Annotated in this window: 17 protein-coding genes; 15 read left to right on the top strand and 2 right to left on the bottom strand. The window is 37.6% G+C overall.

Annotated elements, in window-relative coordinates; genetic code table 11:
• Positions 1-19 precede the first annotated feature (19 nt).
• From QNH29_RS21575 to QNH29_RS21525, 11 genes are all read left to right on the top strand, one after another.
• On the top strand, positions 20-1,324 hold the full coding sequence (locus tag QNH29_RS21575) for a pyrimidine-nucleoside phosphorylase (protein WP_283861365.1): 1,305 nt from the start codon (positions 20-22) through the stop codon (positions 1,322-1,324).
• A 124-nt stretch (positions 1,325-1,448) separates the two neighbouring features.
• The gene (locus tag QNH29_RS21570; RefSeq protein WP_283861364.1) at positions 1,449-2,618 is read left to right on the top strand and encodes a D-alanyl-D-alanine carboxypeptidase family protein; all 1,170 of its coding nucleotides are present in this window, start codon (positions 1,449-1,451) and stop codon (positions 2,616-2,618) included.
• Positions 2,619-2,751: 133 nt separating this feature from the next.
• On the top strand, positions 2,752-3,102 hold the full coding sequence (gene spoIIAA / locus QNH29_RS21565; RefSeq protein WP_283861363.1) for an anti-sigma F factor antagonist: 351 nt from the start codon (positions 2,752-2,754) through the stop codon (positions 3,100-3,102).
• A 1-nt stretch (position 3,103) separates the two neighbouring features.
• Complete coding sequence (gene spoIIAB, locus QNH29_RS21560; RefSeq protein ID WP_283861362.1) at positions 3,104-3,544, top strand: anti-sigma F factor; 441 nt, start codon at positions 3,104-3,106, stop codon at positions 3,542-3,544.
• Positions 3,545-3,556: 12 nt separating this feature from the next.
• Positions 3,557-4,315, top strand: coding sequence for an RNA polymerase sporulation sigma factor SigF (gene sigF, locus QNH29_RS21555; RefSeq protein WP_283861361.1), 759 nt, complete (start codon positions 3,557-3,559; stop codon positions 4,313-4,315).
• Positions 4,316-4,656: 341 nt separating this feature from the next.
• Positions 4,657-5,277: a stage V sporulation protein AA gene (locus QNH29_RS21550; protein ID WP_283861360.1), complete on the top strand. Its 621-nt coding sequence runs from the start codon at positions 4,657-4,659 to the stop codon at positions 5,275-5,277.
• The gene (locus tag QNH29_RS21545; protein WP_283861359.1) at positions 5,267-5,689 is read left to right on the top strand and encodes a stage V sporulation protein AB; all 423 of its coding nucleotides are present in this window, start codon (positions 5,267-5,269) and stop codon (positions 5,687-5,689) included. The genes QNH29_RS21550 and QNH29_RS21545 overlap by 11 nt, the downstream gene beginning before the upstream one ends.
• Positions 5,690-5,740: 51 nt before the next feature.
• On the top strand, positions 5,741-6,340 hold the full coding sequence (gene spoVAEA, locus QNH29_RS21540) for a stage V sporulation protein SpoVABEA (protein ID WP_283861358.1): 600 nt from the start codon (positions 5,741-5,743) through the stop codon (positions 6,338-6,340).
• On the top strand, positions 6,303-7,787 hold the full coding sequence (locus QNH29_RS21535; protein WP_283861357.1) for a spore germination protein: 1,485 nt from the start codon (positions 6,303-6,305) through the stop codon (positions 7,785-7,787). The genes spoVAEA and QNH29_RS21535 overlap by 38 nt, the downstream gene beginning before the upstream one ends.
• A 164-nt stretch (positions 7,788-7,951) precedes the next feature.
• Positions 7,952-9,256, top strand: coding sequence for a diaminopimelate decarboxylase (gene lysA, locus QNH29_RS21530; protein ID WP_283861356.1), 1,305 nt, complete (start codon positions 7,952-7,954; stop codon positions 9,254-9,256).
• A 412-nt stretch (positions 9,257-9,668) separates the two neighbouring features.
• Positions 9,669-10,019, top strand: coding sequence for a GNAT family N-acetyltransferase (locus QNH29_RS21525; RefSeq protein WP_283861355.1), 351 nt, complete (start codon positions 9,669-9,671; stop codon positions 10,017-10,019).
• Between the two features lie 26 nt (positions 10,020-10,045).
• Here the strand turns inward: QNH29_RS21525 and QNH29_RS21520 are convergent, their stop codons facing one another.
• Positions 10,046-10,576: a DUF309 domain-containing protein gene (locus tag QNH29_RS21520; protein ID WP_283861354.1), complete on the bottom strand. Its 531-nt coding sequence runs from the start codon at positions 10,574-10,576 to the stop codon at positions 10,046-10,048.
• Between the two features lie 120 nt (positions 10,577-10,696).
• Positions 10,697-10,786, bottom strand: a complete 90-nt coding sequence (locus QNH29_RS21515) for a YjcZ family sporulation protein (RefSeq protein WP_179596512.1) — start codon at positions 10,784-10,786, stop codon at positions 10,697-10,699.
• Positions 10,787-10,984: 198 nt separating this feature from the next.
• On the opposite strand from QNH29_RS21515, the gene QNH29_RS21510 reads away from it, so the two are divergent.
• The 4 genes from QNH29_RS21510 to QNH29_RS21495 all read left to right on the top strand — a co-directional run bounded on the left by QNH29_RS21510 (position 10,985) and on the right by QNH29_RS21495 (position 13,375).
• Positions 10,985-11,728: a segregation/condensation protein A gene (locus tag QNH29_RS21510; RefSeq protein WP_283861353.1), complete on the top strand. Its 744-nt coding sequence runs from the start codon at positions 10,985-10,987 to the stop codon at positions 11,726-11,728.
• Positions 11,729-11,744: 16 nt separating this feature from the next.
• The gene (scpB, locus tag QNH29_RS21505) at positions 11,745-12,332 is read left to right on the top strand and encodes an SMC-Scp complex subunit ScpB (RefSeq protein ID WP_283861352.1); all 588 of its coding nucleotides are present in this window, start codon (positions 11,745-11,747) and stop codon (positions 12,330-12,332) included.
• A 102-nt stretch (positions 12,333-12,434) separates the two neighbouring features.
• Positions 12,435-12,854: a hypothetical protein gene (locus QNH29_RS21500; protein WP_283861351.1), complete on the top strand. Its 420-nt coding sequence runs from the start codon at positions 12,435-12,437 to the stop codon at positions 12,852-12,854.
• A gap of 32 nt (positions 12,855-12,886) precedes the next feature.
• The gene (locus tag QNH29_RS21495) at positions 12,887-13,375 is read left to right on the top strand and encodes a YpuI family protein (RefSeq protein WP_283861350.1); all 489 of its coding nucleotides are present in this window, start codon (positions 12,887-12,889) and stop codon (positions 13,373-13,375) included.
• Positions 13,376-13,383 lie beyond the last annotated feature (8 nt).

The following is a 13,383-nucleotide window of genomic DNA, read 5'->3' as shown; positions in this document are numbered from 1 at the left end:
TAAAAATGTGGTGATAAAAATGAGAATGGTTGACTTAATTGAGACAAAAAGAGATGGGCAAGAACTGACTACTGAAGAAATAAAGTTTATTATCAATGGATATACCGATGGTTCCATCCCAGATTATCAGGTTAGTGCCCTAACGATGGCAATCTTTTTCCAAGGGATGACAGAAAAAGAAAGAGCAGATTTGACAATGGCTATGGTTGAATCAGGCGATCAAATCGATTTATCACAAATCGAAGGAATCAAAGTTGATAAGCATTCGACTGGCGGTGTAGGAGATACAACAACGCTGGTTCTTGGTCCGTTAGTTGCCGCATTGGGTGTTCCTGTAGCTAAAATGTCGGGGCGCGGTTTAGGTCATACCGGCGGAACCATTGATAAATTAGAGGCTGTAAAAGGATTTCATGTTGAAATCGAGAACGAAGAATTTATCGAACTGGTAAACAAAAACAAGATTGCTGTCATTGGACAAAGTGGTAATTTAACTCCTGCTGATAAAAAGCTATATGCCTTAAGAGATGTAACAGCAACGGTTAATAGTATTCCGCTGATTGCTGGCTCAATCATGAGTAAAAAAATAGCTGCTGGTGCTGATGCAATTGTTCTAGATGTAAAAACGGGTGCAGGTGCATTCATGAAAACCCTTGATGACTCGAAAGAACTGGCTAAAGCAATGGTAAGTATCGGAAACAATGTTGGAAGACGAACCATGGCCGTTATATCGGATATGAGTCAGCCGCTTGGGTATGCAATTGGAAATGCGCTGGAAGTAAAGGAAGCGATTGATACTTTAAAAGGTGAAGGTCCAGATGACTTAACAGAGTTGTGTTTAACACTCGGTAGTCACATGGTTTATTTAGCAGAAAAGGCTAGTTCATTAGCCGAAGCACGTTCGATGCTTGAAAATGTCATTAAAGATGGTTCGGCGCTTGAAAAGTTTAAGGTCTTCCTGAGCTCACAAGGCGGAGATGCATCGATCGTGGACGATCCTTCTAAGTTGCCGCAGGCTCAATTTACTTTTGAGCTAGAAGCGAAAGAAGATGGGTATGTTTCTGAAATTGTTGCGGATGAAGTAGGAACCGCTGCCATGATTTTAGGAGCAGGAAGAGCGACGAAGGAGTCTGTGATTGATTTAGCTGTAGGGCTTGTGTTAAGAAAGAAAATCGGCGACCAAGTGAAAAAAGGTGAATCATTAGTAACAATTTATAGCAATTTTGAAGATGTTAACGAAGTAAAAGAAAAGCTTTATGAAAATATTATTCTAACTCCTGAAAAAGTCGAGGCACCTATCCTCATTCACGGAGAAATAACAGAATAGAACTTAGAAGTCATGGTCCAGGAAAAATTCCTGGACTTTTTTATTTTGCTAACAGGAAAATACTGTATAAAGTTGTTGGTTTTGGTAAAAATGGAATCTATATAAAGAATGGAGGGTTATGCGAATGAAACGATATATCTCTTTACTGGTAATAGCTTTATTATTAGCAAGTGTATGGATAGCGCCAGTATCTGCAGAAGAAAAACAGAGTACTGATATTACAGAAAATGTAAGATCCGCGATTTTGATTGAGCGTGACACAGGACAGATTCTTTATGAGAAAAATAGTAATGAAGAGCTTCCACCTGCGAGTATGACAAAGATTATGACTATGCTGCTTATTATGGAAGCAATTGACCAAGGAAAACTCAAATGGGATGAAAGTGTTCGAACCAGTGAGTATGCTGCTTCAATGGGAGGTTCGCAAATTTTCCTTGAACCAGGAGAAGAAATGACTGTAAAACAAATGCTCCAAGGCATAGCGATTGGTTCAGGGAATGACGCTTCCGTGGCTATGGCAGAAAAAATTGCCGGTTCTGAAGAAGCCTTTGTTGACATGATGAATAACAAAGTAAAAGAACTTGGATTAAAAAATACAATTTTTAAAAATACTACAGGTCTTCCAGGAAGCGGTCATTATAGTTCCGCACATGATATGGCGATTATGGCCAAGGAATTATTAAAATATGAGGACATTACAAAGTTTACGGGAACTTACGAAGCATATCTCCGTGAAAATACAGATAAAAAGTTCTGGCTGGTTAATACCAATAAACTAGTTCGTTTTTACCCAGGAGTAGATGGATTAAAAACTGGCTTTACTGCTGAAGCAAAATACTGTCTGACAGCAACCGCTCAAAAGGATGGTATGCGTGTCATCGCTGTAGTCTTTGGTGCGCCGACCTCTAAGGAGAGAAACGCTCAAGTTACAAAGATGCTTAATTATGCGTTCGCCCAGTATCAAACACACCCAATGTTCAAGCGAAACCAAGTAATTGGCAATGCCCATGTCAATAAAGGGAAAGACAAAAAGGTTGAAGCCGTAACAAGTGAACCACTATCTTTACTAACAAAAAAGGGCGAAAAGACTGAAGATGTAACACGTAAAGTGAAACTTGATAAAAACCTTAATGCCCCTATAAAAAAAGGCGATAAGGTTGGAACCATCCAGCTTGTAAAAGAAAGCAAAGTAATCCTTGAAAGTGAATTAGTTGCAAAAAACGACGTTAAAGAAGCAACCTGGTGGACGCTATATAAACGTTCATTCGGAATGTTTACAAAAGCAGGAAAGTAGCATTCTGCTTCCGCTTTTCGTGTCGAATACCTACTTTTTTTAGCAAATATCAACTAGTTTTGTCTTGAGAGAAGGAGATTACACTTTAAATAACGAATTGACTCACTATACCAGATGAAGGAGGCTAGGAATAGTGAGTCTTAACATTGAAATGGAAATAAAACATGATGTTTTATTGCTGCGATTAAGTGGTGAACTAGATCATCATACAGCGGACGAATTACGAGAACAGGCAGCAAATGCAATAGAGAAGAATGATATTCGTCATATAGTTTTAAATTTGGAACAGCTTTCTTTTATGGATAGTTCTGGATTAGGAGTCATATTAGGGCGGTACAAGCAAATAAAGCAAGTGCATGGTGAAATGGTCGTTTGTGCAATTTCCCCAGCAATACAACGATTATTCGATATGTCGGGGATGTTTAAAATCATCAAGCTAGAACCGACTGAAGAGTTTGCATTGCAAAGATTGGGGGTGGCCTGAGATGAAGAATCAGATGAATCTTCAATTCAGTGCTTTAAGTCAAAATGAATCATTTGCACGTGTCACTGTGGCTGCTTTTATTGCACAGCTTGACCCAACAATGGATGAACTTACTGAAATTAAAACAGTAGTATCAGAAGCAGTTACCAACTCCATAATTCATGGGTATGAAAATGACCCAGAAGGAATTGTATATATCCAGGTGACGATTGAAGATAATTTAGTTGATATTTCGATTAAAGATGTCGGATTAGGAATTGTAGATGTGGAAGAAGCTCGACAGCCATTATTTACAACGAAACCAGATCTAGAAAGGTCTGGTATGGGATTCACTATCATGGAAAATTTCATGGATGAGGTTGAGGTTCTCACACAACCAGGTAAAGGAACCGAAGTAAGACTAAAAAAGCATTTACACACAAGCAAAATGCTATGCAATTAAGGAGACTTGCCAATGGATGTGGAGGTCAAAAAAGATAAAGCGCAAACGTATTTAAAGGACCATGAAGTGAAGGATTTGATTAAAAAAAGCCAAGACGGAGACCAAGCAGCAAGAGACCTAATTGCTGAAAAAAATATGCGTCTCGTTTGGTCCGTTGTCCAGCGGTTTCTAAATAGGGGATATGATCCGGATGATCTTTTCCAAATCGGATGTATCGGTTTGCTGAAATCAGTGGATAAATTTGATCTTTCCTATGATGTGAAATTTTCTACCTATGCGGTTCCAATGATTATTGGTGAAATCCAGAGGTTTATTCGTGATGATGGAACGGTAAAAGTTAGCCGTTCTTTAAAGGAAATGGGAAATCGAATTCGCAAGGCGAAGGATGAATTATCGAAAATATATGGAAGAATTCCAACTGTTAACGAAATTTCAGAGCATCTTCAGCTGTCGCCGGAGGATGTTATTCTCGCCCAGGAAGCAAGTCGGACACCATCTTCCATTCATGAAACAGTGTATGAAAATGATGGCGATCCTATTACGTTATTAGATCAAATAGATGACGGAAATGAAGGTAAATGGTTCGATAAAATCGCCTTAAAGGAAGCAATCCGGGAATTGGATGAACGTGAACGACTCATTGTTTATTTACGATATTATAAGGATCAGACTCAATCGGAAGTAGCTGTGAGGCTGGGAATATCTCAGGTTCAAGTTTCCCGGCTTGAAAAAAAGATCTTACAACAAATGAAAGACCGAATGGATCTCTAATGATTCATTCGGTCTTTTTTGTTGTGTTCAGCTAAAAATGGAATGGATAGTGCCGATAAACCTGGTCTCTCCAAATTATCGACGCAATCAGCCCGGGATAGTGCCACTAAATTAAGACTCCCTAAATTATCGTAACAATCAGCCCGGGATAGTGCCGCTAAATTAAGACTCCTCAAATTACCGTAACAATCAACCCGAGATAGTGCCGCTAAATTAAGACTCCCCCAATTATCGGAGCAATCAGCCCGCCAATTTAGGCATTTCTGTTCTTTTTTTAGTAAAGATAGATTTTTTGCTCATACTAGGTATACAAGGAAATCAATGTGTGGGGAGTGAATGTTTTGGAAAAAACAATCTACATCCGCATGCGGAATCGTGTTCTGGCCAAACCGGAAGAGAGTATCTTTTTAGAAGATATCGCCCAGATCATTGCTCCAGAAATCATAATCCCTAAATTAAAAAAACTAATAGTCCATCAAATATCTGTTAACGACAGAAATATTGTCATCATTGATGTTATGACAGTTATTAGATTGATTTCAACCGTAATCGAAAATGCAGATGTCCAAACCATTGGACCAGCCCAAACAATCGTAGAAGTCATAATAAAGAAAAAACAAATGTCTTTACCTTTCTTTATCTTAATTTGGTTTTTATTATTTTTTGGTTCTGCGATGGCCATTATGAACTTTCATGACGATGTCAGTATGCGGAGTGTTCAAGAAAAGTTATACAAAATCATAACAGGCGTGGAAGATTCCAAGCCGTGGATATTTCAAATTCCCTATTCCATTGGCTTAGGTCTTGGCATGATTTTATTCTTTAATCATGTATTTCAAAAAAGGATCAACGAAGAACCAAGTCCCCTGGAAGTCGAGATGTTTAACTATCAAATGGACCTAGATAACTATGTCATCATTCATGAAAATAAAGAAAGTATGAAGCGAACGAATGACGATTAAAGTTATTGTCGTGATGTTTATCGGACTTGCAGGTGGATTAGCAGTTGGTTCTGGTTTTGTAGCTTTTTTAACAGTGCTTGGTATTATACCAAGACTAACACAGCTAACAAAGACAATGAAAATGATTCGGCATTACGAATGGGCTGTTGTTTTAGGAGCATTAACAGGGATAGCAGGAAGTCTAAGAGACCCAGTGTTAGGAATTACTCCATATTTTATGGCGCCTCTCGGATTGACCGGAGGAGTCTTTGTTGGGATGTTAGCTGCAGGACTTACAGAGGCATTAAATGTATTCCCAGTTCTTGCGAAGAGACTGGGGATTGATGGAAAAATTATTATTCTAATTATGGCAATTGTTTTAGGAAAAATTGTTGGGTCAATTTTTCAATGGGTCTATTTTGTTCATCATTAATCTAAGCCTGTCTAGCTTCTTTAACATTTCTAACTAGAAAGGACATACAGTATGAGTATACGAAGGCGGGTTATATTAATTACTGATGGTGATGAGTATGCGAAGAGGGCTATAGAACGTGTCGCTCATGAAGTGGGAGGGCGTTGCATTACGCAGTCTCATGGAAATCCTTCTGCTCTAACAGGGGAGGAGCTAGTAAAACTAATTAAAAAGGCTGCTAATGACCCGGTATTAGTAATGTTTGATGATAGTGGACTTGTAGGTGAAGGTGCAGGCGAACGGGCATTAAAGTATGTCGCCACCCATAATGATATTGAAGTACTAGGTATTATTGCTGTTGCTGCTAAAACCCATCAGGCAGAGTGGACAAGAATCGATGTAAGTATCGACCGGGATGGTGAATTAACGCCCTATGGCGTAGATAAACACGGCATACCAGAGCTGGAGATTGGAAGATTAAATGGAGATACGGTGTATTGCCTTGATGAACTAGATGTTCCCATTATTGTGGGAATCGGAGATGTAGGGAAAATGGCACGGCGCGATCACTATGAACGCGGAGCGCCTATTACGAAAAAAGCGGTAGAGTTAATACTAGAAAGGAGTGGATTTCGTGACGAGAGAGAACGAACAAACATGGCCGATTCCTGAGTCACTGCAAGAAATAGAACATTACATGAAACAGCGAGTCGGTTTAGGTGTGAGTTTTGACTTTGGTGTTCGTAAGTTAAAAATTCTCAAAAAGGACGTACACTTCTACTGGATAACTGGTTTATGTGATACTGGATTTATTATAGAAACAGTTGAAGAACTTGTTCAAATTAATGATCATGAAAAAGTATCATCTGACCTTTTTAAAATAGTTGAAAACAGGCTTGTCAATCAGTCTGTTCAACAGGTTAAAACCCTAGACGAAATGGTTACTCAAGTATTATCTGGGTTAATAGTTGTCGTGGTTGAGGGATCAAGTATAGGACTTGCGGTTGATGTCAGGAGTTATCCTGGCCGAACACCAATGGAGCCAGACACTGAAAAAGTAGTTAGAGGTTCTCGTGATGGGTTTGTCGAAAACATTGTGTTAAATACTGCGTTAACAAGAAGAAGAATCCGAGATGAACGGCTGCGCTTTGAAATTCTAAAGGTTGGAGAACGTTCAAAAACAGATATAGCAATTGGTTATATAAATGATATTGCTGATCCAGACCTGATAAATATTATTCGTAAAGAACTTAAAGCTATAAAAATTGATGGAATCCCAATGGCAGATAAAACCATTGAAGAGTTTCTTTTAAAACAAGGATTAAATCCTTATCCATTGGTTAGGTATACAGAACGTGCCGATGTCGCCGCAGCACATCTTTTAGAGGGACATGTGGTTATATATGTTGACACCTCTCCGAGTGTTATTATAGCACCAACCACTTATTTCCATCACGTTCAACATGCTGAGGAGTTTCGTGAAGCACCTGTTATGGGGACATTTGTCCGTTGGTCTCGATTTTTAGGTATTTTAACATCAATTTTCTTACTTCCATTATGGATGTTATTTGTGTTAGAACCATCCCTGCTGCCAGAGAGGCTTTCGTTTATTGGACCAAATGAGCAGACCAATATTCCAATCGTCCTACAGATTTTATTAGCCGATTTTGGGCTGGAATTTTTAAAAATTGCAGCAATACATACCCCTACACCTCTTTCCACAGCAATGGGGTTAATTGCTGCAGTGTTGATTGGTCAAATTGCAGTTGATGTTGGATTATTTGTTCCAGAAGTAATACTGTATGTTGCAATTGCTGGTATAGGTTCATTTACGACACCAAGTTATGAACTAAGTGTAGCAAATAAAATAGCCAGAATGATACTGGTAATTCTTGTTGCAATATTCCATACACCGGGCTTTGTGATAGGCTCTACCTTGCTGTTTATTCATTTAGTAACTACACGTGCACTTAATACACCATATTTTTGGCCATTTCTTCCTTTTGAGCCAAAGGGATTTTTACAAATCATTTTCCGCCGTGCTGTACCCGGGTCGCTATTTCGTCCCAGCATTGTACATCCTAGGAATCGATATCGCCAGCCGCCGGGTGAACAATAACTTATTGCGTAAAAGATACGGTTATGCTAAAGTATTTTTAATTGTATAAAAGGATAAGTAGCTAAAATAGGCAGTATCCTTTCAGGATTCTGTCTATTTATTATTACTTTTTTCATAGCATGACCATACACTAATAAAGAGTCTTTACGGAGAGAGGGAAGGGAATGTATTTTTACGGGACAACAGGCGTAAACGGCAAGGGTAATTTAGAAATAGGCGGAGTAGATGCAGTAGAGTTGACCGAGCAATTTGGAACTCCTCTCTATGTTTATGACGTAGCATTAATGAGGGAACGAGCTAGAGGGTTTAAAAAGACATTTGAAGAACAAAATGTCAAAGCCCAGGTGGCTTATGCAAGTAAGGCATTTTCGACGATTGCAATGCTGCAGCTGGCGGAAGAAGAAGGTTTATCACTTGATGTAGTATCTGGCGGGGAATTATATACCGCGGTCGCTGCTGGCTTTCCATCTGAGAGAATCCACTTTCATGGAAACAATAAAAGTAGAGAAGAACTTGAAATGGCGCTAGATCACAAAATTGGCTGTATCGTGGTCGATAATTTTTACGAATTAGAACTATTAAAAACCATCTGCCTCGAAAAAAATGAAAGCATGAGTATTCTACTTCGGGTTACACCTGGAATTGAAGCACATACTCACGATTATATCTTAACAGGGCAGGAAGATTCTAAGTTTGGCTTTGATCTCCAAAATGGACAAGCGGAAGAGGCGTTAATCCACGCACTTCGGTTTAAGCATTTTAATGTTTTAGGTCTGCATTGTCACATTGGCTCACAAATTTTTGAAACAACTGGTTTCTTGTTAGCTGCAGAAAAAATCGTTGGTAAAATGAACCAATGGAAAAACATGCTTAATTATGAAGCCAAGGTACTGAATCTAGGCGGCGGTTTTGGAATTCGATATACAAGTGAAGATGAACCGCTTTTGCCTTCACAATATGTTAGTGAAATTATTATAGAAGTGAAGAGATTAATACAGCAATACTCCATGGAAATGCCAGAGATTTGGATAGAACCTGGACGTTCACTTGTAGGTGACGCTGGTACAACCTTATATCAAATAGGGTCTTCGAAAGAAGTTCCAGGGGTTAGAAAATATCTGGCTGTTGACGGTGGAATGAGTGATAACATTAGACCTGCTCTTTATCAGGCTAAGTACGAGGCTGTATTAGCGAATAGGCCTTTAGCAGAAGCAACTGAAAAAGTTTCTATAGCAGGTAAATGCTGTGAATCTGGTGATATGCTGATTTGGGATTTACCACTTCCAGAGACTGAGGATGACGATCTTTTAGCTGTATTTTGTACTGGTGCATATGGATATTCGATGGCGAACAATTACAATCGTATACCACGCCCTGCAGTGGTATTTGTTGAGAATGGCAAGGCAACTCTTGTCGTCAAAAGAGAAACTTACGAAGATCTGCTTCGTTTAGACCTTCCTTTAAAATAAATTAGCTGCCGCCAATGCGGCAGTTTATTTGTTTTTAATCTATTCCGAGTCCCAAGGCTCAGCTTTTTGTTGCGAAAATGGATTATTTTTTAGATATAGTGTAGAATGACAACATGCGCTATCTTCAAATTGCCTTTGGAGGATTTTTCATGAAGAAAAATAATTGGACTGTTTTTAGTGCCCTCGTAGGACTAGCTTTGATTTGGGGGATTATCTATTGGGTCTTTATTGTACCAAAATAATAATTATAATTGGGATTGATAGATAAACAATTATTATGTATGATTGACAATATTGAAACACTTTACGAATTTGACTACATATTATAGAGAAAACTGTTTATTTATAAGTTGGTTGGAAAAAATATACTATCCCCTAAATCGGGTTTATTTAATATAATGAGGGAGCTATTATGTTAATTCGTTATAAAAAAACATTTGAAAAAATAGCCATGGGCTTATTGTCCTTTATGCCTACTGAAAAAGACTTGAAGAAACTCCAATTCACCATAAAGGAGTATGAAACAGAAGAAAACTTACAGCTTTTTCTTTGGAAAGAAGAAGATATTATCGGACTAATTGGGGTTCATATGAACGATAATGATTCTTCATTAATGATCCAACATATTTCTGTCAATCCCTCACATCGTTATCAAGGAGTGGGAAAACGAATGGTTAAAGCTTTGAAGGATATGTATCCTGATAGGAATATAACGGCAAATGATAATACTGCGCCATTTGTTGAGAAATGTGATTTTTGCTAGGCGTAAAGTAGGAAGGCAACGAAATTTTATTCGTTGCCTTTTTTATTCTTCTTCAACGCTTCACTTCGTTCTTCAATAACGTTTGTACGGTCTCGTAACATATGTTTATGAATATTTAATGCATCTTCTAAGTTACTATCCTGTCCCCACTTAAATCCTTTATTTTGACATGCCTTAATACATGCCTGTAAAAGTGCTTGATCAGAAATAGGCAAAGTTATGCTTTGATAGCTTTCTTCTTTTTCGGCTTGCGCTAACAGTTTTGAAAGCATTGGAAAAAAAATATCTCCATCCAAACCAAGGTGGATTGGCTCCCAAGAATCATGCAAGGAAAAAATTTTAATCGCTTTTTCTAATGTTCGTTTAGCACCATTAAAGTTTCTCCGCCGATGATGATACCTTGAAACGGCTAAAAGGATGAAGCCAACCCAAATAGAATCTTTACTTCTATCGTCCGCTTCTTCTTTCCAATATTCTTCAAGTATCTCGTGGCATTCAAAATAATCCCTATCGCCATTAAAATGAATTAAAAATTCAATATACTGCTCTGGGTACATTAAATCACCCCTTATCGATAAGATATGTACAGTGTAGCATATAATTAGTGTTTCTTCAGTATCACCTAATTGAAAAAACCCGCCTGAAAAAAGACGGGCCGGCTAAAATTCAATCTTTACTTAGAACCAAGAAGCACCAACGATAATTAACAGAATGAATAGAACTACGATTAATGCAAAACCGCCTCCGAAACCGTAACCATCAGCCATGTGTAAAAACCTCCTATAGTTGTTTTGTTATTCTTTTCAATCTCATCATATGTCCAGTGCTCGTCCAGTGTTATGGGCAAACATCACTTTTTCAATATTTACTAAAGCCAATAATTTTTCTATTGGATAACGTATTTGATTCCTCTATACTAATAATAGTCATAAATAAGAAAATTACTTCAAGGATTCTGGTGAAAGATGATACACTACAATGTAAAAATTGATGCGTTTGAAGGTCCATTAGACCTATTGCTACATTTAATAAATCGGCTTGAAATTGATATATATGATATTCCTGTTGCTGAGATTACCGAGCAATACTTAATCTATATAAAAACAATGTCAGAACTTAAATTGGATATAGCCAGCGAGTTTTTAGTCATGGCCGCAACATTATTAGCGATCAAAAGTAAAATGCTATTACCAAAGCATGAAGAGGAATTGGAGGATTTAGATTCCGAAATAAGTTATGAAGAAGACCCAAGGGATGAGTTAGTTGAAAGGCTTATTGAGTATCGGAAATACAAAGAGGCTGCTCATGATTTAAAATCGCTTGAGGAGGAACGGGGGCTCATGTATACGAAACCTCCGAGTGACCTTTCAGATTTTGCAAAAGATAGTCAGCCGGAGAAAACAGAATTAAATGTCACTCTTTACGATATGTTAGCCGCTTTTCAAAAACTAATGCGCAGGAAAAAGCTGCAGCGTCCGATGGCTACAAAGATTGCCAGACAAGAAATTTCTATCGAGGTAAGAATGACAGAAATTATGAATGAATTAAAAAATATAAAAGGCCGGAAAAACTTTAATGATTTGTTTACCGTTGCTGAAAAAGAACATGTCGTTGTGACATTTTTGGCGATATTGGAGCTTATCAAAAGAAAAGAAATTGACGTAGAACAACATGAAAATTTTGGAGATATTTTTGTTCATGCAGTTTAGGGAGGAGCAAAAAGGTTTGGAAATTGTTAATTGGCAAAGTATTTTAGAGAGTCTTTTATTCGCTGCTGGTGATGAAGGACTTACGTTAAAGCATGTGGCCGAGGTGCTGGAGGTAGATGAACGGAAGGCTGATGAGATTATTGAAGAATTAAGACAAGTATATGAAAAAGATACGAGTCGGGGCATTATGATTGTTCAGCTCGCGGGTACTTATCAGCTTGCGACAAAAAAAGAAAATGCCGTGTATCTTAAAAGACTTGTTGATTCTCCAAATACCTCAGCTTTGTCTCAGGCCGCTTTGGAAACGTTGGCCATTATTGCCTATAAACAGCCAATAACTCGTGCGGAAATAGAAGAGATCCGTGGAGTAAAAACAGAAAGACCACTTCATACCCTCATGACGAAGGCGCTTATAAAGGAAGTTGGAAGAGCAGAAGGTACAGGAAGAGCATACCTATATGGGACCACAAAAGAGTTTCTAGATTATTTTGGTTTAAAAAACATAGCTGAATTGCCCAAGCTGCCTGATAGAATCGAAGAAGAATTTGTACAAGAAGAAGCAGACCTCTTCTTTGAAAAATTTCAGGAAAGCATAAATTCTTAAAAGTAAAAAAATTTCATATGGTTGTGATAGAATAGAGGTATGATTTCGAAGGATTTCCGAAAATTCTACTTATTCGTTAATGGCTAAAGGGGATTGATCTAATTGTTGATTAAAGAATGCATCGGATACGAATTAGAAAAGGAAAAATCAAACACATCAGAAGACTTCTTTAATAGAAGTGAAGTAACATTTATTGAAGGTTCTGAGGAAAAAACACTGCACGTATTGTATGTTAGATACTTTGATGAGCTTTATCAAGAATTTACTCCATTTCAGCAAAACCCAATTTTCTCAAAAGTCAATATTGAAGTGACCTTCAAGGATATTGTAGCATTAGTATGTTTAATTAAAAATCCAGGTTTACGTAATCGAAAACGGTTATACATTAACTCCAAACAGGAATTTGCTTCATATTTTCAAGATATTGATTTTGAAAAATTACCGGAAATAGTACTTGCTGTTAAACAAAACCATAAATTTGAACTCCGCTCTCCACTTGACTACATTAAGCAAGCAAGATAAGAAGGGATAATCAATTCAGAAGGGGTGTTTGGATGGGAAATACACTAGTTAAGACACAGCTAAAAGATGTTCAAGGTTTTTTAACCTCTACCATTGGAGTACTTGAAAATTATTTAAATGAAACAACGCTATCACAAATGGAACAAGAACAATCTGGTGATTCAAATTATTATAAATTAATTCTTTCTAATTTAAGGAAGCTGCTTGTTTATTGCGAAGAAGGCCTAGATGCATGTTCAGTAATCTTGCAAAGTGAACCTTTTCAAAAGCCAACTGCTGAGAAAACTCTTTATCGTATTTTTCACCAGTGTATTGAAGAATTTTTCTCTCCTAAGAATGACGCATGGTTTGAGGATAGCCGTTCTGCCTATACAGGGCGAAATTCTATAAAATTTTATAAAACTGTACCTGAAAGTGTAAAAAAATTAGTTAAGGGCTTTGAAGGAGAATTTCAAAGGGTTAGAGAAGAACTCGAATACTACGAAACAGATTACCGTACTAAAATGATTCAATCTAAATAATTGTTTTA

The sequence above is a fragment of the Neobacillus sp. DY30 genome (genome assembly GCF_030123065.1).
GTDB lineage: Bacteria > Bacillota > Bacilli > Bacillales > Cytobacillaceae > Neobacillus.
Note: the sequence above shows the minus strand (reverse complement) of the source record. Positions and strands in the feature narration are given on the sequence as shown.

Coding starts and splice junctions, on each gene's coding strand:
- QNH29_RS21575 (WP_283861365.1), top strand. CDS start 20: ATGAGAATGGTTGACTTAATTGAGACAAAAAGAGATGGGCAAGAACTG.
- QNH29_RS21570 (WP_283861364.1), top strand. CDS start 1,449: ATGAAACGATATATCTCTTTACTGGTAATAGCTTTATTATTAGCAAGT.
- spoIIAB (WP_283861362.1), top strand. CDS start 3,104: ATGAAGAATCAGATGAATCTTCAATTCAGTGCTTTAAGTCAAAATGAA.
- sigF (WP_283861361.1), top strand. CDS start 3,557: ATGGATGTGGAGGTCAAAAAAGATAAAGCGCAAACGTATTTAAAGGAC.
- QNH29_RS21545 (WP_283861359.1), top strand. CDS start 5,267: ATGACGATTAAAGTTATTGTCGTGATGTTTATCGGACTTGCAGGTGGA.
- spoVAEA (WP_283861358.1), top strand. CDS start 5,741: ATGAGTATACGAAGGCGGGTTATATTAATTACTGATGGTGATGAGTAT.
- lysA (WP_283861356.1), top strand. CDS start 7,952: ATGTATTTTTACGGGACAACAGGCGTAAACGGCAAGGGTAATTTAGAA.
- QNH29_RS21525 (WP_283861355.1), top strand. CDS start 9,669: ATGTTAATTCGTTATAAAAAAACATTTGAAAAAATAGCCATGGGCTTA.
- QNH29_RS21520 (WP_283861354.1), bottom strand. CDS start 10,576: ATGTACCCAGAGCAGTATATTGAATTTTTAATTCATTTTAATGGCGAT.
- QNH29_RS21515 (WP_179596512.1), bottom strand. CDS start 10,786: ATGGCTGATGGTTACGGTTTCGGAGGCGGTTTTGCATTAATCGTAGTT.
- QNH29_RS21510 (WP_283861353.1), top strand. CDS start 10,985: ATGATACACTACAATGTAAAAATTGATGCGTTTGAAGGTCCATTAGAC.
- QNH29_RS21495 (WP_283861350.1), top strand. CDS start 12,887: ATGGGAAATACACTAGTTAAGACACAGCTAAAAGATGTTCAAGGTTTT.